Here is a 17562-nt window from a genome sequence, read left to right on the forward strand (position 1 = left end):
CGATTCGCCCGGCCCGGTCGATCCGCCTTGGGCCGGTCAATCCGCCCGGCCTTCCGGCGGCACGGCCGGGCCGCGGCCAACGGCCGCGCACGCCGAGGCGGCCGGCGCGGTGCCCGCCGGGGTACCGGCCGGGGCCGACAGGTGGGCGCGGATGGCCGCGGCGGTCGTCTCCTCGTCGTCGGTGTGGTCCACGCCGAGTCCGGTGAGGATCTCCAGGGCGAGCCGCCAGTGCTCCCGGGCCCGTCCGTCGTCGCCGAGGGCCTGACGGGCGTGGGCGATCCCGTCGTGGGCGCGCGCCTGGTCGACGGGTTGGCCCAGCTCGCCCGCCAGAGCCAGGGCCCGCTCGTGGTACGCGACGGCCGCGCCCGGGTCGCCGGTGGCGTACCGGACCCGGCCCAGGCCCTGCTGGGCCTCGAACTCCAGGTTGCTGTCGCCGCCCTCCCGGGCCAGGTCGAGGAGCTGCCGGTAGTGGTCGGTGGCCTGGGCGTACCGGCCCTGGCGCCGGTGGATGTGACCGAGGCCGTTGAGCGCGTCCAGCTCGCCCCGGCGGTGGCCGGTCGCCCGGGCGATCCGCAGCGCCCGCTCGTAGTGGTCGGCGGCCGGCTCGTCGCGTCCCTCAAGCCGGTGCAGCAGGCCGAGCCCGTTGAGCGCGTCCAGTTCGCGGGGGCGGTAGCCGGTCGCGGCGGCGAGCCGCAGCACCTGTTCGAGGTGGTCGGTGGCCTGCGCGTACCGGCCCTGGCGCCGGTGGATGGTGGCGAGCCCGTTCAGCGCGTCCAGCTCGCCGACCCGGTTGCCCGCCGCGCGGGCGAGCCGCAGCGCGCGCTCCAGGTGGTCGGTGGCCTGCGCGTACCGGCCCTGCAGGCGGTGGATGTCGCCGAGGCCCGTCAGCGCGGCCAACTCGCCGGAACGGTGGTCGATGCCCCGGGCGATCCGCAGCGCCTCCCCGTACCGGTCGGCGGCCTGGGTGAGCCGGCCCTGGAGCCGGTGGATGTTGCCGAGGCCCACCAGCGCGTCCAACTCGTCGCCCCGGCTGCCGGTCGCCCGGGCGGTGGACAGGGCCTGGCGGTGCAGGAGTTCGGCGTCGTGGTACCGGCCCCGGATGCGCAGGTGCCGGTGCAGGACGGCAGACAGGTGCACCAGGTGCGCCGGCAGGTCGTGGTCGGCGGCGTACCGCGCGGCGGCCAGCAGGTTGGGCAGCTCGGCGTCCAACCAGCCCAGCGCCCGCGCCGGGTCGGGCACGTCCGGTCGCGCGGTGGTCGCCGGCGGTACCGGCGGGAGCTGTTCCCGCTCGTACGGATAGGCGGTCTCCGTGGCCAGCGCCGCGGTGTGCCGGTAGTGGTCGAGCAGCCGGACCAGCGCCGCCCGGACGGCGGGATCCGACCCGTCGCCCGCGACCTGTGCGGCGTGGGCGCGGACCAGGTCGTGGAAGCGGTAGCGGCCGGTGGCGGGTTCGAGCAGCAGGTGCGCGTCGAGCAGTTGGTCGAGCATCCGCCCCGCGTGCGTCACGGTGGAGTCGAGCAGGGCCGCGGCGGCGTACGGGTCGATGTCGGACCCCGGGTGCGGGCCCAGCAGCCGGTACGCCCGCTGCTGGTCGGCGCTCAGGTGCTGGTACGACAGGTCGAGTGCGGCGGTGACGCTGCGCTGGCCCGCCTCCAGCTCGTCCAGCCGTTGCTGCAGGTCCCGCAGGCGCGCGACCAGGTGGGACAGGTCCCAGGTGGCGTGCGAGCGCAGCCGGGCGGCGGCGATCCGGATCGCCAGCGGCAGCCGCCCACAGAGCTGCACCAGTTCGACCAGCAGGCCGGCCGGCGCCTCGGCGAGCCGGTCCTCGCCGACGCTGCGGGTGAAGAGCGCGACCGCGTCGGGCACCGGCAGGGTGTCCAGCGACAGCGTACGGGTACGGTCGAGCCCGGCCAGCCGGCGCCGGCTGGTGACCAGCACCAGCGAGCCCGGCGTGCCCGGCAGCAGCGGCGCCACCTGGGACTCCGCGGCGGCGTTGTCCAGCAGGATCAGCATCCGCTGGTCGGCGACCCGGTGGCGGAACAGCGCGGCCCGCTCGTCGGTGTTCGCCGGGATCTGCGGCGGGGGCACGCCCAGTTGCCGCAGGACGCAGTCGAGCGCCTCGGCCGGCTCCATCGGCGCCACCCCGGGGGTGTGGCCGTGCAGGTCGAGGAAGAGCTGGCCGTCCGGGTAGTGACCGGCGATCCGGTGCGCCACGTGGACGGCGAGCGCGCTCTTGCCGATCCCGGCCATCCCGTCGATCGCGCTGATCACCACCGTGGACGCGTCCTGCACCTCGTCCAGCGCGGCCAGCTCGCGCTCGCGCCCGGTGAACATCTGCGGCGGCGTGGGCAACTGTCGCGGTACCCGCCGCGCGGCCACCGCGGCGGCCGGGGGCACGGCGGGCGGCGGGGCCAGGGTGGGGTCGGCGGAGAGGATCCGCCGGTGTACCTGTTGCAGCGCCTCGCCGGGCCGGATCCCGAGCTCCCGGTCGAGCAGCCGGTAGACGCGCTGGTACGCGTCGAGGGCGTGGGCCTGCCGGCCGGCGCGGTACAGCGCGACCATCAGCTGGGCCCAGAGCCGCTCGCGCAGCGGGTGGCGGGCGGTCAGCGTGGCCAGTTCGGCGGCGAGGACCGCCGGCTTGGCCAGCGCGAGCCGCGCCTCGATGCTCTCCTCCAGCACCGTCATGCGCAGCTCTTCGAGCCGCTCGGTCTCCGGCCGGAGGGCGGCGGGCAGCGGCAGGTCCTCCAGTACGGGTCCGCGCCACTGGGCGAGGGACCGCCCCAGGCGCTCGGCGGCGAGCGCGTGCTGCTGCTCGGCCAGCGCCTGCCGTCCCTCGCCGGCCAGCCGCTCGAAGACGGCGGCGTCCAACTCCTCGTGCCGGGCCCGGAGCACGTACCCGCCGGACAGCCGGCGCAGGCGGGCCCGGTCGGCCGGCTCGTCGCCGCGCAACAGCCGGCGCAGGTCGCTGACGTAGGACTGGAGGTTGGCGCGCGCCGACGACGGCGCCGACTCGGGCCAGAGCAGGTCGAGCAGCGTCTCGGTGGAGACCGGGGCGTTGGCGTGCAGCAGCAGCACGGCCAGGAGCAGCCGCTGCTTGCGCCGGGGCGGCACGAGCAACCGGCCCGCGGCGCCCCTGACCTCCAGCGGTCCCAGGATCCGAAACTCCATGGTGTCCCCGTCCCAGTCCCCGTCTTCGGCCGAGGCGACAGCCGCCGCCGGTACCGGTCATGGTGGCTGCGCGACCCAGGTTAACCGCTGGGTGCGTCGATCTCCGCCCGGGACAGATATCGGACAAGGTAGCCAGAACGGTCGATGCCACACGGGATCTACACGGCCGCGTATGGCGGGCCGTGTGGCGCCGCGCGACAGGGTGGTCCAGGTACGGGGGCGACCGGTGGTCCCGCCGGCCGGCCGTTCGAGGGGGGTGGCGCGGCGCGGCGGGACGCCCGGTCGGTTCGACCCCGTCGAGTCGACCGGACGGAGGTCAGCATCGTGACGAAGTGGATTGCCGGTACGGGACCGTCGCGCCTCGCGTGCGGCGCGACCGCGGAACCCGGCTCGCTCCAGGGCCCGTTCGCCACCGGCGTGCCCGTGCCCTTGCCCCGTCGATCATGGAGTTGTGGCTGACAAAATGCCACATTCATGATGCTCTGTTCCGACCACAACTCCTTGATCGACGAGGTGGGTAGGAGCGGGCGCGGGCGGGGCGGGCGTTAGCAGACGGGAGCTTGATCAGGGGGATGTCCACAGGGAACCTGCTGGTCCACAAGGCGGGCGGACCGGCTGGGACGTCGGGCCCGGCGTCTCCAGCATCGGTCGGCGTGACCGAAGACCTCTGCCCGTACGCCCGGCTGCTGGCGGCTGGCTCCTCTCGTTGGAATGTCCGCGCTCGCGTCGCTAATGGTGGGCTGAACCGCGTGACCCGGGGGGTTTACGGTCCCTGGAGCGACCGGGGTGATCGGGGCGAGCTGCTGCCCGGAATGTTCCTGCGGTTGCCGGCCGGCGCGGTGGTGGGCTTCCATACCGGCGCCGAGCTGCACGGCTTCGCCGACCTGCACGACCCGGCCATCCATGTCATCGTGCCCGCCGGTACCCCGGTACCGAAGATCAGCGGCGTGGTCGCGCACGAGGCTGTGCTTCCGGTACGGGGCACGGTGGAACTGGCCGGGGTGCCCTGCGCGCCGGCGGCTCGCTGCGCCGTCGACCTGGCCCGAAGCGTACGGCGAATGGACGCGCTGCCGCTGCTCGACCTCGCCCTGCGCTCGAACGCGAGCACGGCGGAGGAACTGCGTGACGAGGTGCGGCGGCACGCCCGTCTGCGTGGCGTCTGCCAGGCTCGTCAACTGGTGGGATTGGCCGACCCGAGAGCCGAGTGCCGCCAGGAAAGCCAACTGCGCCTGGTGCTCGTCGATGGTGGACTGCCCGTACCGGAGCCGCAGCTGTGGGTGGCGGACGAGTTCGGGGTGGCGCGGTATCGGCTTGATCTCGGCTACCGCGCGCGCCGGATCGGCGTCGAGTACGACGGCGCCACGCACCTCGACCGTGATCGTCTGCGTCACGATCGGGAGAGGATGAACTGGCTCGCCGCGCGGGGCTGGCGGATGCGCTACTTCACCGATCTCGACCTCTACCGCCGCCCGACTCACGTCGTGCAGGCCGTGCGTAACCTCCTGCTCCGCTGATCACCGCGTCGATCATGGACTTGTGGTCGGCGCAATCACGTGCAATAGCGACATAATGCCGACCACAACTCCATGATCGACGCGGACGTCGACGCGGACGGCGGACGGAGGGCGGCGCGGACGGCGGACGGAGGGCGGCGCGGACGGCGGGGTGGGGCGGGAGTCAGGAGCGGGTGTCGCCGTGCTCGACGCAGGTGGCGGTCCAGCCGGCCGGCAGGACCTGCACCTTCATCCGACGGCGGCAGGCCGGGCAGTACCGTGGCGGCTCCAGCGACCGCGCCGTCCGGCACCCGTCGTGCCCGCCGTCGGAGAGCGCGCCACCGCAGCGATCACACCAGGGCAGCACCGGCGTCGTCATCACAGCGTCGCCGACAGCGCCTTGACCGGCATCTTCAGCTCGTCCAGCAGGGCCAGGTCCGCCTCGGCCGGCCGGCCCAGCGTGGTCAGGTAGTTGCCGACGATCACGGCGTTGATGCCGCCGAGCAGCCCGTCGCGGGTACCGAGGTCACCGAGGGTGATCTCCCGGCCGCCCGCGTACCGCAGGATGGTGCGCGGCATGGCCAGCCGGAACGCGGCGATGGCCCGCAGCGCGTCGCGGCCCTCGACGACCGGACGGTCGCCCAGCGGCGTGCCGGGACGCGGGTTGAGGAAATTCAGCGGCACCTCGTGCGGGTCCAGCTCGGCGAGCTGCGCGGCGAACTCGGCCCGCTGCTCGACGGTCTCACCCAGCCCGAGGATGCCACCGCAGCAGACCTCCATCCCGGAGGCGCGAACCATCTTCAGCGTCTCCCAGCGCTCCTCCCAGCTGTGCGTGGTGACCACGTTCGGGAAGTAGGAGCGGCAGGTCTCCAGGTTGTGGTTGTAGCGGTGCACGCCCATCTCGACCAGCTCGTCCACCTGGGCCTGGGTCAGCATGCCCAACGAGGCGGCGACCTGGATCTCCACCTCGGCCCGGATCGCGGCCACGCCCTCGCGCATCTGCTTCATCAGCCGCTCGTCCGGACCGCGTACCGCTGCGACGATGCAGAACTCCGTCGCCCCGGTCGCCGCGGTCTGCCTCGCCGCCTCCACCAGCGCCGGGATGTCCAGCCAGACCGAGCGTACGGGCGAGGTGAACAGGCCGGACTGCGAGCAGAAGTGGCAGTCCTCCGGGCAGCCGCCGGTCTTGAGCGAGACGATGCCCTCGACCTCGACCTCCGGGCCGCACCAGCGCATCCGTACCTCGTGGGCGAGTTGCAGCGCGGCGCTCAGCCGCTCGTCGGGCAGCCGCAGCACGGCGAGCACGCCGGCCTCGTCGAGGCCGATTCCCTTGCCGAGTACCTGGTCGCGCGCCTGGTCGAGGATGTCTGGCATGGTCGTACCCTACAAGGCCGGCCGCCCCCGCCGCCGTTCCCGCCCCGCCCTCCGAGTACCCCCGGCGCGTCGCCGCCCGCCCACCGTGGCCACCCCGCTCACCTCACCCCACCGGATCGAGCCCGCCACGCCACCCCAGCCGCCCCCGGCCCACAAGCGCGAGCAGAGAGGAGAAAGACCAGGCGAGAGCGCGGCGCCAGGGCGGCGGGGCTGGGCGGGTGGTACCTTGCCCGGTCGGGACGAACGGAGGTGTACGCGTGGCGGACTGGCTCGCGGCGCTCGACCGGCGTGCCGAACTGCGCGCCCGGGCGGGACTGACCCGGCGGCTGCGGCCGCGCGGTCCGGCCGACGTGGTGACGGACCTGGCCGGCAACGACTATCTCGGCCTGTCGCGGCATCCGGCCGTACTCGCCGCCGCCGAGAAGGCGCTGGCCGCGTACGGGCTGGGCGCCACCGGCTCCCGCCTGGTGCGCGGCTCGACCGACCTGCACGCCGAGCTGGAGACCGCCCTGGCGGAGTGGCTCGGTACGGCCCGGGCGCTCGTCTACTCCTCCGGCTACCTGGCCAACCTCGGCGCGGTACGGGCGCTGACGCGCCCGCGTACCCTGCTCGTCTCCGACGCGCACAACCACGCCTCCCTGATCGACGGTTGCCGGCTCTCCGGGGCCGAGACGGTGGTGACGCCGCACGCCGACGTGGCCGCGGTACGGTCCGCGCTGGCCGCGGCGCCGGGACGGCCGGCGGTGGTGGTGACCGAGTCCGTCTTCTCCGTCGACGGCGACCTGGCGCCCCTGGCCGAGCTGCACCGCGCGGCCCGCGAGCACGGCGCGTTGCTGCTGGTCGACGACGCGCACGCGCTCGGGGTGCTCGGGCCGGGCGGCGCGGGTGGCGTGGTCGCCGCCGGGCTGGCCGGCGAGCCGGACGTGGTGGTGACGGCGACGCTGTCGAAGGCGCTCGGCGGGGCCGGCGGGGTGGTCGCCGGGCCGGAGCAACTGGTGACGCACCTGGTGGACACCGGTCGTACCTTCGTCTACGACACGGCGCTGCCGCCGGCGGTCGCGGCGGGGGTGCTCGCCGCCGCCGGGCTCGCGCGCGCCGGCGACGAACTGCGGGCCGAACTGGCCGCGCGGGCGGGTGCCGTGGTACGCCAGCTGGGGGCGGCCGGGCTGACGGTCTCCGCGCCGGCCGCCGGGGTGGTCTCGGTGACCGCGCCCGGCCCGGCGGCGGCGGTCGCCTGGGCGGCCGACTGCCTGGAGCGCGGGGTGGCCGTCGGCTGCTTCCGGCCGCCGTCGACCCCGGACACCCGCTCCCGGCTGCGGATCACCATCAACCTGGGCGTGCCGAGGCCGGAGTTCGACCGGGCGCTCGACGTGATCGCCGCCTGCGCGCCGACGCGGGGCGCGGTCGCGCCCGGCGAACCGGCGCCGCCAGCCGAACCGGCGGCGGTGGGGACGAACGCCGGACCGGCGGCGGTGGCGATGAACGCCCGACCGGCGGCCGCTGCGGCGAACCCCGGACCGGCGGCGGTGGTGGTGTCGTGAGCGGCTCGCCGTGGCGCGGTCCGATCCTGGTGACCGGCACCGACACCGACGTGGGCAAGACGATCGTCACCGCCGCGATCACCGCCGCAGCGCAGGCGGCCGGCCTGCGGGTCTGCGTGATCAAGCCCGGCCAGACCGGTACCGCCGACGGCGCGTCCGACATCGACACCGTGACCCGGCTCGCGGCGCCGGCGAACACCCGTACGCTCGCCAGCTACCCGGATCCGCTGGCGCCCCTGGCGGCGGCGCGGGTGGCCGGGCTGGAGCCGCTGGAGCTGTACACGGCCGTCGACGCGGTACGCGAGGAGGCCGAGAAGCACGACCTGGTGCTGGTGGAGGGGGCCGGCGGGCTGCTCGTACCGATGGGGCTGCGCCCCTCCGGCGAGCCCTGGACCGTCGCCGACCTCGCCGTGTCGCTCGGCGCCCCGGCGGTGGTGGTGAGCCGGGCCGGCCTGGGCACCCTCAACCACACCGCGCTCACCCTGGAGGCGCTGGAGCGCCGGGCGGTACCGGCCGGGGTGGTGCTCGGCGCCTGGCCGGCGGAGCCGGAGCTGGTGCACTGGGCCAACCTCACCGAACTGGTCCCGAACATGGTCGGCGCGCTGCCCGACGGGGCCGGCACCATGGAGCAGGGTGTCTTCCAGCGCTCCGCGCCGGGCTGGCTCACCCCGGCCCTGTACGGCGTGTTGGACGACTGGCGCACCTGGGCCGACGAGGTCAGCTGAGCGCCGGGGCGGCCAGCCCGCCGCCGGGGCGGTTCGGGTGGGTCCGTCGACGGGCGGCGGGAACCGGGTCGGCGGGCCGGGGGAGCCCCCCCGGTACTGACTTTCGTCGGTAACGGCGCCGGTCGGCCGGGCGTAGCCTGGCCGGGTGTTTTCCCTGCCCACCACCGTGCGCGGGCGGGCCGGATGGACCGACGCGCTGCTCTGGGCGGCGCTCTCCGCACCGGTCGCCTGGGCGCTGCTCACCCCGCCGTGGGAACGCCACGCCGCCGCCCGGCTGGTCGGGTCGCTGCTGGTGCTGGCGGTGGCGGTGCTGGCGAGCCGCCGGCAGCCGCTCGTGTCGCTGCTGCTGGTCGTGCTCCCGACCTTGGTCGACGGCAACTTCGCCTTCGGTATCCCGGTGATGAGTTACCTGCTCGGGCTGCGGATGGCGCGGGCCTGGCCGGCGGCGCTCGCGTTCGCCACGATCGCGCTCGGCGGTTCGGTGATCAATTTCGGGCTGCTCGGTACCGGTGCGGCCACCTGGTTCCTGCTCGCCACCACGCTGCTCTTCGCCGGCGTCTTCCCGTGGCTGGTGGGGCGCTACCGACGCCAGCACCGCGAGCTGATGCTGGCCGGCTGGGAGCAGGCGGAGCTGCTGGAACGCGAGCAGCGGGGCGCGGCGGAGCGGATCCGGATGCGGGAGCGGGCCCGGATCGCCCAGGACATGCACGACTCGCTCGGGCACGACCTGAGCCTGCTCGCCCTGCGCGCCGCCGCGCTGGAGCTGGCGCCGGACCTCGACGAGCGGCACCGGCGGGCCGCGGGCGAGCTGCGGGCCAGCGTGGCGGCGGCCACCGAGCGGCTGCGGGAGATCATCGGGGTGCTCCGGGAGGACGCCGAGCCGGCGCCGACCGGCCCGGTGGCGGAGAGCGTCGCCGACCTGGTCGAGCGGGCCAGGGAGGCCGGCCTGCCGGTCCGGCTGCGCGAGGGGGGACCGGAGCCGGCCGCGACCGGGTCCGGGGACCGGGCCGCGACCGGGATCGCGGACGCCGGCGCGCCCGGGTCCGCGCCGGTCGGGCCGGCGATGGTACGGGGTGCCGCGTACCGGGTGGTGCAGGAGGCGCTGACCAACGCCGCCCGGTACGCCCCGGGCGCCGCGGTCACCGTCCGGTTGGAGCACGCGGCGCGGTGGACCCGGGTACGGGTCGTCAACGCGCGGCCGTCCGCCGGAGGCAGCGCCCTGGCCGGCCCCGGCGCGTCGGCCGGCGAAGCTGCCCCGGGCGCCGCTGCCGTGCGCGTGGGCGCCGCTGCCGTGGCCGTGGGCGCCTCGGGCGGCGGTACCGGGTCGGGCCTGCTCGGCCTGCGGGAACGGGTCCGGCTCGTCGGCGGCACCCTGCGCGCCGGGCCGCGCGACGGCGGATTCGAGGTGCTCGCGTACCTGCCGCACGAGCGGGCGGCGGCCGGTTCCGCCGACGCCGGACCGGTGGCCGGGGGAGCCGTCGCGCCGGCCGGAGACGGTACGGTGCACGCCGGTCCCCGGTCGGCTGTCCGGTTGCGGGCCGCCCGGCAACGGGTACGGCGCAGCCTCCTGCTCGCGGTCGCGGCGCCGGTGGCCATCGCCGCCGCGCTCTGCCTGGCGTACTACCCGTTCGCCACGCTCCACACGGTCCTGCCGGACGAGGCGTACCAGCGGCTGCGGGTCGGGCAGCAGCGGGCCGAGCTGGCGCACCTGCTGCCGGCCCGGCAGGTACGCCAGCCGGACGACGCCACGCCGCCGGCGCCGGCGGGCACGGTCTGCGAGTTCTACACCGACGGCAACTTCCCGCTGGCCCTCGCCTCGTACCGGCTCTGCTTCGCCGACGGGCGGCTGGTCGCGAAGGACCGCCTGTCGGGCGAGGCGGCCGGGCGGGAACGCGTCGACGTGCCGCCCGGGGCGGGGGAGGCAGCGCGGTGATCCCGGTGCTGCTCGCCGACGACGAGGCGATGATCCGGGCCGGGGTGGGCGCGATTCTCGCCACCGACCCGGAGATCGAGGTGGTGGCGGAGGCGGCCGACGGTCACGCCGCGGTCGAGCTGGTCCGGGCGCACCGCCCACGGGTGGCGCTGCTGGACATCCGGATGCCGCGGCTGGACGGGCTGGCGGCCGGCGCGCAGATCCGGCGGCTGGTACCGGAGACGGCGGTGGTCATGCTCACCACCTTCGGCGAGGACGACTACATCGCCCGCGCGCTCGGCGAGGGAGCCAGCGGGTTCCTGCTGAAGTCCGGCGACCCGCGCGAGCTGATCGCCGGGGTGCGGGCGGTGGCGGACGGCGCCGCGTACCTGTCGCCGCGGGTGGCCCGGCGGGTGATCGCGCTCGGCGGGGAGCGGCTGGGCCGGCGGCCGGCGGCCCGGGAGCGGGTCGACGTCCTCTCCGAGCGGGAGCGCGAGGTGCTGGCGCTGGTGGGCGGGGGACTGTCCAACGCGGAGATCGCCCGGCGGCTCTTCCTGGTGGAGGGGACGGTGAAGGGCTACCTCAGCTCGATCTTCCTGCGGTTGGGGGTACGCAACCGGGTGCAGGCGGCGATCGTCGCGTACGAGGCGGGGCTGGTGGACGGGTAACCACGGGGGGCGGCGGGCGCCTGGTACGGGCGCCCACCGCCGGTCCGGTTCCGCCTCAGGACCGGGTCTTGTCGAGCAGGTCGAGGATGTCGGCGGTGGTACCGGTCTCGCCCAGCCTCGGGAAGATCCTCTCGACGCTGTTGCGGTGGGCGTCGGCGTCGAGGTCGGTCATCGCGTCGGTGGCCAGCGTGACGTGGTAGCCGTGCTCGTGGGCGGCGCGGGCGGTGGACTCGACCCCGATGCTGGTCGCCACCCCGGTCAGCACGATCTGGGTGACGCCACGGCGGCGCAGGTGCAGGTCCAGGTCGGTGCCGTAGAAGGCGGACCAGTTGCGCTTGGTCACCAGGATGTCCTCCGGATGCCCGGCCAGCTCGTCGGCGAGCCGGTCCCAGCCGGCGGGCCGGGCTCCGGAGGGGCGGGACGCCTCGGTGCGCCCGGGTACGGCGTCGGCGCCGTCGGGGGCGCCGGTGACCCGGACCAGGACCACCGGCAGACCGTGGCCGCGGAAGGCGTCGGCGAGCCGTACCGTGCGGGCGAGCACGTCGGCGGTCGGGTACGGGGTGCCGGGCGCGGCCAGTATGCCGTTCTGCAGGTCGATGACGACCAGCGCGGTCCTGGGGTCGAGCGTGGTGATCGGCATGAGGGGTGTCCCTTTCGTGCGGTTGGATCGGTCCGGCCGCGGCGGGCCGGCCGAGTTGGCGGAGCGAGCGGTCGGCCAGGGTGACACGGGTCATGACTGCGCCACCGCGTCCAGCAGCGCCATCGCCTCGATGATCGTGCGCAGCTCCGCCTCGTCGTACCGCTCCTGCAGCGACCGGGCCAACCACACCTCGCGGGCCCGCCGGTCGTCCAGCCGGCGCTCGCGCCCCAGCTCGGTCAGGGAGACCAGCTGCCGCCGGCCGTCCTGCGGATCGCGGTGCCGTTCCACCAGCCCGGCCTGCTCCAACACGCCGACGATGGTCGCCATGGACTGCGGCCTGACCCGCTCGGCGGCGGCCAGCTCGCTGGCCGAGGCCGGGCCGTGCTTGGCGAGCCGGGTCAGCACCGAGGCCTGGCCGGCGCTCAGGTCCTCCGGCCCGGCCAGCTCCCTGAGCCGCCGGATCAGCCGGCTGACCACCACCCAGGTGTCACCGGCCGCCTGCGCCGCCGACGCCGAGATGATCTCACTCATCGGCCACCTCCCCGGTAGAAATAGTCAGTCCGGACTGCTCACCTAAAACTTAGCAGTCCAGGCTGGCTATCTTGTCCCCGAGGGCGGTCCCGAGGGGCGATTTCGGGGGGGTGGCCGGGTGGGGCGCCGGGCCGGCGCCCCACCCGGGACCAAGATCAGGCGTCGCGGCGGCGCAGCACCGCGTGGCCGGCGCCCAGCGCGACCGCCGCCCAGCCGGCGAGCAGCGCCAGCCCGACCGGGGCCGGGTACGTGTCGCCGTCGCCGCGCATGAAGTGCCCGCCGGCCACTCCCGGCAGCGCGTCGACGAACCGTCGCACCATCTCCAGGTCGAGCAGCCCCAGCATGGCCGGTACCACCGAGAGCAGCAGGAAGACCGTGATCAGGGCGCCGACCGCGCCCCGCAGCGCCGCGCCGACGCCGAGCGCGAAGACGCCGATCAGGGCCGAGTACGCGCCGACGGCGAGCACGTCACCGGCGGCCTCGGCCGGGTCGAGGCGCCCCCACTCGCCGAGCACCGGGTCGGCCACCGCGATCCCGAGCACCCCGAGCAGCAGCCCGGCGACGAACGAGACGCCCGCCACCAGGGTGGCCTTCGCCAGCAGCAGCCGCCCCCGGGACGGTACGCACTGCAGCGTGGTCCGGATCGTGCCGGCCGAGTACTCGCCGGCCAGTACCAGCACCGCCAGCGCGATGATCGCGTACTGGGCCAGCTCGAAGGCGCCGATCGCGGAGCCGCCGACCGCGACGATTCCCTGGTCGTCGGCGGGGTCGGCGTTGGTGTTGCCGTTCGCCGTGTAGATCGCCAACTGGCCGGCGGCGGCCGCCATCAGTACGGCGCTGGCGAGCAGGCTCCACCAGGTCGACCGTACCGACCAGAGCTTGGTCCACTCGCCGACGATCGCCCCGGGCAGGCCCCCGTCGCCGGACCGCCGAGCGGTGTCGGGCGAGCGGTGCGCGGTGGTGGCGGTCACGACGCCGCGCCTTCGCCGGGGGCCGGCGTCCGGAACCGGACCTCGGGGTAGGCGGCGCTCGGACCGTCGAGCAGCGGGCCGGGCCGGCCGCGCAGCTGCCGGTCGAACAGCGCCCGGACGTACTCGCGGGTGATCAGCAGTTGCCGGTCGGCCGGGATGGCGCCCGGGTCCAGGCCGAGCTGCGCGCCGAGCACCGGCCGGTCGGTGAAGGACATGTGTCCCGCGTCGGGCACCTGGAGCCAGCGTTTCCAGCCGGCCAGGTTCGCCCAGGTCCGCGACCAGCTCGGATCCTCGGCGGGGTCCTCGTGCTCCACTGAGCCGATCATCAGGAACGGCCGGTCGACCGCGCCGGCGGGAAGCTCGGTGAAGAACGTGCCGTCCAGGTTCGCCCCGGCGTCGACGCGCCGGTCGGTCACCATCGTCTCGGCCGCGCTCGCGCCGCCGATCGAGTGCCCGGCCATGCCGATGCGTCCCGCGTCGACGAACCGGGCGCCGGCCCAGACCGGACGGAACCGTGCCCCGGCCGCCGCCGAGCCCGCACCGGCGTCCGCGCCGCGAGCCGGTCGCGCCGGCCCAGCCGCCGGGCCGAGCAGCCGGTCGAGCAGGAACGAGACGTCGGCCGCGCGCCCCCGTACCACCCGCGCGGCCACGCCCGGCCCCCACTGGTCGCAGGCGAGGCAGGTGGCCACCCGGCCGTCCGGGAACTCGACCCCGCGCGCCTCGTACGGGTGGTCGACACCGGCCACCACGTACCCGTGGCTGGCCAGCTCCTCCGCGAGCCCGGTGAGTGACTCGCGGCTCAGGCTGAAGCCGGGGGAGAGGACCACCAGCGGCCAGCCGCCCGGGGTGGGGCGTACCGGCACGTCCCGGCGGGCGTTGGTGCGCACCGTGGTCAGCACGTCGGCCGCGAGCGGCAACCCCTCCGCCTCGACGATCCGGGCCGAGACCGCCGCGGTGGTGTAGGGCGCCGGTGGCCCGTCCGCGGCCAGCGCCGGGTACCAGATCGAGACCATCAGCTCCCGCCGCAGCTCGGGCCGCCACGGGTCGGGCCGGGCGTCGTCCACGAGGTGCAGCCAGGTCGTGCCGACCGGGTAGCGGCCGGTCGGTGCCGGCAGCACCAACGCGGGCGGGGCCGCGGCGGCGCGGGGACGTCCGGCCGCGGCCAGCGGCGCCGGGGCGGCCGTGGCGGCGAGCACCGGGACGGCCAGCAGCGCGGTCGCGAGCAGGAACGGCACCCGGGCCCGCCGGGTGATCCGGTGGCGGTCGCCCATCAGGCCACCTCCGCCGGGTACGCGACGCTGCCGGCGGTCAGCTCCAGGTACGCCTGTTCCAGCGACGCCGTGCGCGGGCTCAGCTCGTGCAGCGGTACGCCCAACTCGTGGGCGAGGTCGCCGACCTGCTCCACGGTCGCGCCGGTGACGGTCAACTCCGTCGGGTTCCGCTCCGCGTCGCCCGGCTCGACCGTCCAGGACCGGGCGCGTAGCCGTTGCGCCAGCGCGGCCAGCCCGGTCGGCTGCGGGCTGCGCACCCGTACCGCCGTCCGGGAGCTGCCGGCGAGCACCTCGGCGATCGGGGCGTCCGCGAGCAGCCGGCCCCGGCCGATCACCACGAGCCGGTCGGCGGTGAGCTGCATCTCGCTCATGAGGTGGCTGGAGACGAAGACGGTACGGCCCTGCGCGGCCAGCGAGCGCATCAGCTCGCGTACCCAGCGCACCCCGTCCGGGTCGAGGCCGTTGACCGGCTCGTCGAAGATCAGCACCCCCGGGTCGCCGAGCAGGGCGGCCGCGATGCCGAGCCGCTGGCTCATGCCGAGCGAGAAGGTGCCGGCGCGTTTCCCGGCCACCTCGCCCAGCCCGACGGCGTCCAGCACCTCGACCACCCGTCGGTCCGGGATCCCGTTGCTGCGGGCCATCGCCCGCAGGTGGGCGCCGGCGCTGCGGCCCGGGTGCACCGCCCGCGCGTCGAGCAGCGCGCCGACCTCGCGGAGCGGATGGCGCAGCGTCCGGTACGCCCGCCCGGCGACGAGCGCCCGCCCGGCGTCGGGGCGGTCCAGTCCGAGGACCATCCGCATGGTGGTGGACTTGCCGGCACCGTTGGGGCCGAGGAAGCCGGTGACCCGGCCGGGCGCGATCTCCAGCGTCAGGTCGTCGACGGCGGTCAGCGCGCCGAAGCGTTTGGTCAGGCCGCGTAACGTGATCATGAAGCCTCCCTGGGGATTCCCCCGTCGTGGTGCGTCGACGGTAGGAATCCGGACCGGGGTGGCGCAGGGCCCGATGGCCGGGTCGGGCGGCTGACTTTCGTCAGGTCCTCGCGCGCCTACGGGCACCCGGCCCGCAGCCGCTCAGAAGGGCCACCAGCCGGGTGGGAGCGTCCGTCAGTCTGTCTTCGACCCGGTGCGCCGGGCGTAGGCGCGGGCGGCGCGGGCGCGGTCGCCGCAGCGGGTCGAGCACCAGTGGCCGCGGCCACGGCGCAGCAGGTAGCGATTGCAGGGGGTGGAATCGCAGGCCGTCAGGGATGCGACCTCGCGCACGCCCTCGGCATCCCCCGCCTGGCCGGCCCGTTCCTTCTCGCCGGCGCCGCCTACGCGATGGCCGCTCTGGTCCTGGCCATCTGGCTGCGCCCCGACCCGCTGCTGCTGGCCCGCACCCTGGAAGCGGGGAGCGCCGTCGCGGCGCACGCGCAGCCGGACAATGCCGGCGCCCAGCCGCGCCCGACGGTCGAGAGGGGCCGCTCCGGCGTGCTGGTCGGCGCACTGGTCATGGTGCTCACCCAACTGGTCATGGTCGCGATCATGACCATGACGCCCGTCCAGATGCACGACCACGGCGCCAGCGCCGCCGCCTCCGGCCTCGTCATCGCCATCCACATCGGCGCGATGTATCTGCCCTCGCCCCTGACCGGCTGGCTCGTCGACCGCTACGGCCGCCCCGCGGTCGCCGCCGCCTCCGGGGTGACCCTGCTGGCCGCCGGAACCGTTGCCGCCAGCGCCCCCGGCGGCTCGATCGCCCCGCTCGCGGTGGCTCTCGCGTTGCTGGGCCTGGGCTGGAACTTCGGCCTCGTCAGCGGTACCGCGATCATCACCGACGCCGTCCCGCTGGCCATCCGCGCCAAGACCCAGGGCTTGGTCGACGTCTCCATCGCCGTCGCCGGTGCCACGGGCGGTATGGCCTCGGGGCTCGTCGTCGCCGTTGCCGGCTACCCCCTCCTGGCCATCGGCGGTGGGCTCCTGGCGCTGGCCATCGTGCCGGCGATCGTCGCCGCGCGCGGCCGGTGAGCGGCGCCCCGGTCGGCGTCCGGGGTGCGCGATGACCAACGTTCGAGAGGTACTTCGATCCGGCTAGGCGGGGACGGCTGCCGGCGCGTCGCGGCGGATCACGAAGGCGTCGGGCATCCGGAACGAGAGGTTGTCCGGGCACCAGGGCGGGCGTACCACGGTGGCCCCGGCCAGCAGCGGCGCGGCCAGCTCGACCACCACCGCGGCCTCCATCCGGGAGAGCTGGGCGCCGACGCAGCGGTGCGCCCCGGCGCCGAAGGCCAGGTGCCGTCGGGAACCCGGCTGCCCGGGACGGAACTCGTCGGGGGCCGCCACCACCGCCGGGTCGCGCCCGGCGTGGGCCAGCCAGAGTACGACGCTGGTGCCGCGGGGCACCTCGGTGTCGCCGAGCGTGGTGTCGACGGCCGCGACCCGGCGCCAGGTGACGATCGGCGGCTCCACCCGCAGCCCCTCCTCGACCACGTCGGCGACCTCGATCCGCCCCGAGCGCAGCCCGTCCAGCACCGCCGGCTCCCCGGCGAGCCGGTGCAGCAGCAGGGTGAGGAACTGCGACGTGGTCTCCTGCCCGGCCACCAGCAGGAAGAAGAGCGCCCCGACCACCACGTCCGGACGGTGACCGGCGGTACGCAGCGCCGCGGCCAGTCCCGGCCCGGTCGTCGCGAACTCCCGCAGCACGGCGTGGAAGCGGCCGACGGTACCGGCCAGGGCGCGCTGCCGCTCGGCGTCGACCGGCGCCCAGAACAGCTCCAACGCCGCCCGGGTGAACTCCTTCACCGTCGCCACCCCGGCGTCCGGCAGGTCGACCAGCCGGGCCAGGACCAGCAGCGGCAGGTCGGCGGCGAGCTCGGCGTACAGGTCGACGGGCTCGCCGGCGTCGAGCGCCGCGGCGAGCCGGTCCACCCGCGCCCGGACCATCCCGGCCAGCCAGGGGCGCTGCCGCTCGACCCGGTGCGGGTGCAGCGCCTCGGCGACGATGGCGCGGATTTCCGGATGGCTCGCGCCGCCGTTGTTGGCCAGCGTCGGCGGCAGTCGGAAGCCGTGCTCGGCCAGCACCCGCAGCGCGGTGACCGGCATCGGCGTCACCGCGTCGAGCGCGTTGTCGGGGCGGAAGGTGTGCGGGTCGGCGAGCACCCGCCGGACCAGCGCGTGTCGGGTCACCACCACGTGGTCGACGCCGACGTGGTCGGTCACCCGGACCGCGTCCGGCCACCGCCGCCCCTGCGGGTCGGCCCCCTTCTCCCAACTGCGGAACAGCACGGCGACAC

General features: G+C 75.6%; 14 protein-coding genes and 2 pseudogenes. 6 read left to right on the plus strand and 10 right to left on the minus strand.

Annotated elements, in window-relative coordinates; all coding sequences use genetic code 11:
- Nucleotides 1–36: 36 nt before the first annotated feature.
- Nucleotides 37–3168: a tetratricopeptide repeat protein gene (locus AB0J86_RS34065; RefSeq protein ID WP_363861809.1), complete on the minus strand. Its 3132-nt coding sequence runs from the start codon at nucleotides 3166–3168 to the stop codon at nucleotides 37–39.
- Nucleotides 3169–3917: 749 nt separating this feature from the next.
- Between AB0J86_RS34065 and AB0J86_RS34070 the strand changes: the two genes are divergently transcribed.
- Nucleotides 3918–4682, plus strand: a complete 765-nt coding sequence (locus tag AB0J86_RS34070) for a DUF559 domain-containing protein (RefSeq protein WP_363861811.1) — start codon at nucleotides 3918–3920, stop codon at nucleotides 4680–4682.
- A gap of 163 nt (nucleotides 4683–4845) precedes the next feature.
- Here the strand turns inward: AB0J86_RS34070 and AB0J86_RS34075 are convergent, their stop codons facing one another.
- Together AB0J86_RS34075 and bioB are read right to left on the minus strand one after the other, a co-directional pair.
- The gene (locus tag AB0J86_RS34075; RefSeq protein WP_363861812.1) at nucleotides 4846–5040 is read right to left on the minus strand and encodes a hypothetical protein; all 195 of its coding nucleotides are present in this window, start codon (nucleotides 5038–5040) and stop codon (nucleotides 4846–4848) included.
- Nucleotides 5040–6035, minus strand: a complete 996-nt coding sequence (gene bioB, locus AB0J86_RS34080; protein WP_363861813.1) for a biotin synthase BioB — start codon at nucleotides 6033–6035, stop codon at nucleotides 5040–5042. The genes AB0J86_RS34075 and bioB overlap by 1 nt, the downstream gene beginning before the upstream one ends.
- A 257-nt stretch (nucleotides 6036–6292) precedes the next feature.
- Here bioB and AB0J86_RS34085 point away from each other — a divergent pair.
- From AB0J86_RS34085 to AB0J86_RS34100, 4 genes and pseudogenes are all read left to right on the plus strand, one after another.
- Nucleotides 6293–7426: pseudogene (locus tag AB0J86_RS34085) on the plus strand (8-amino-7-oxononanoate synthase); the annotation flags it as partial.
- A 173-nt stretch (nucleotides 7427–7599) separates the two neighbouring features.
- Nucleotides 7600–8301 carry a dethiobiotin synthase gene (gene bioD / locus AB0J86_RS34090; protein WP_363861834.1) on the plus strand — a complete coding sequence of 234 codons (702 nt, stop codon included), beginning with the start codon at nucleotides 7600–7602 and terminating at the stop codon, nucleotides 8299–8301.
- A gap of 145 nt (nucleotides 8302–8446) precedes the next feature.
- On the plus strand, nucleotides 8447–10234 hold the full coding sequence (locus tag AB0J86_RS34095; protein WP_363861814.1) for a histidine kinase: 1788 nt from the start codon (nucleotides 8447–8449) through the stop codon (nucleotides 10232–10234).
- A complete protein-coding gene (locus AB0J86_RS34100; protein ID WP_363861815.1) occupies nucleotides 10231–10881 on the plus strand; it encodes a response regulator transcription factor in 651 nt (216 codons plus the stop codon). Before AB0J86_RS34095 ends, AB0J86_RS34100 begins: the two co-directional genes overlap by 4 nt.
- 55 nt (nucleotides 10882–10936) lie before the next feature.
- On the opposite strand, the gene AB0J86_RS34105 is transcribed toward AB0J86_RS34100, so the two are convergent.
- The 6 genes and pseudogenes from AB0J86_RS34105 to AB0J86_RS34130 form a co-directional block, all read right to left on the minus strand.
- Entirely contained in the window at nucleotides 10937–11521 is a 585-nt protein-coding gene (locus tag AB0J86_RS34105) for a hydrolase (protein ID WP_363861816.1), read from the minus strand.
- Nucleotides 11522–11611: 90 nt separating this feature from the next.
- A complete protein-coding gene (locus AB0J86_RS34110) occupies nucleotides 11612–12052 on the minus strand; it encodes a MarR family transcriptional regulator (RefSeq protein ID WP_363861817.1) in 441 nt (146 codons plus the stop codon).
- A gap of 155 nt (nucleotides 12053–12207) precedes the next feature.
- On the minus strand, nucleotides 12208–13023 hold the full coding sequence (locus AB0J86_RS34115) for an ABC transporter permease (protein WP_363861818.1): 816 nt from the start codon (nucleotides 13021–13023) through the stop codon (nucleotides 12208–12210).
- Complete coding sequence (locus AB0J86_RS34120) at nucleotides 13020–14294, minus strand: hydrolase (protein ID WP_363861819.1); 1275 nt, start codon at nucleotides 14292–14294, stop codon at nucleotides 13020–13022. Before AB0J86_RS34120 ends, AB0J86_RS34115 begins: the two co-directional genes overlap by 4 nt.
- Nucleotides 14294–15223 carry an ATP-binding cassette domain-containing protein gene (locus AB0J86_RS34125; protein ID WP_363861821.1) on the minus strand — a complete coding sequence of 310 codons (930 nt, stop codon included), beginning with the start codon at nucleotides 15221–15223 and terminating at the stop codon, nucleotides 14294–14296. The genes AB0J86_RS34120 and AB0J86_RS34125 overlap by 1 nt, the downstream gene beginning before the upstream one ends.
- A gap of 174 nt (nucleotides 15224–15397) precedes the next feature.
- Nucleotides 15398–15535 (minus strand): annotated as a pseudogene (locus tag AB0J86_RS34130) (CGNR zinc finger domain-containing protein); the annotation flags it as partial.
- Nucleotides 15536–15781: 246 nt separating this feature from the next.
- Here AB0J86_RS34130 and AB0J86_RS34135 point away from each other — a divergent pair.
- On the plus strand, nucleotides 15782–16297 hold the full coding sequence (locus tag AB0J86_RS34135; RefSeq protein WP_363861835.1) for an MFS transporter: 516 nt from the start codon (nucleotides 15782–15784) through the stop codon (nucleotides 16295–16297).
- A 63-nt stretch (nucleotides 16298–16360) separates the two neighbouring features.
- Here AB0J86_RS34135 and AB0J86_RS34140 read toward each other — a convergent pair whose 3' ends face one another.
- Entirely contained in the window at nucleotides 16361–17551 is a 1191-nt protein-coding gene (locus tag AB0J86_RS34140) for a cytochrome P450 (RefSeq protein WP_363861836.1), read from the minus strand.
- Nucleotides 17552–17562 lie beyond the last annotated feature (11 nt).

It is taken from the genome of Micromonospora sp. NPDC049559 (assembly GCF_040676675.1).
In the GTDB taxonomy this organism is placed as follows: Bacteria; Actinomycetota; Actinomycetes; order Mycobacteriales; family Micromonosporaceae; genus JBFAPK01.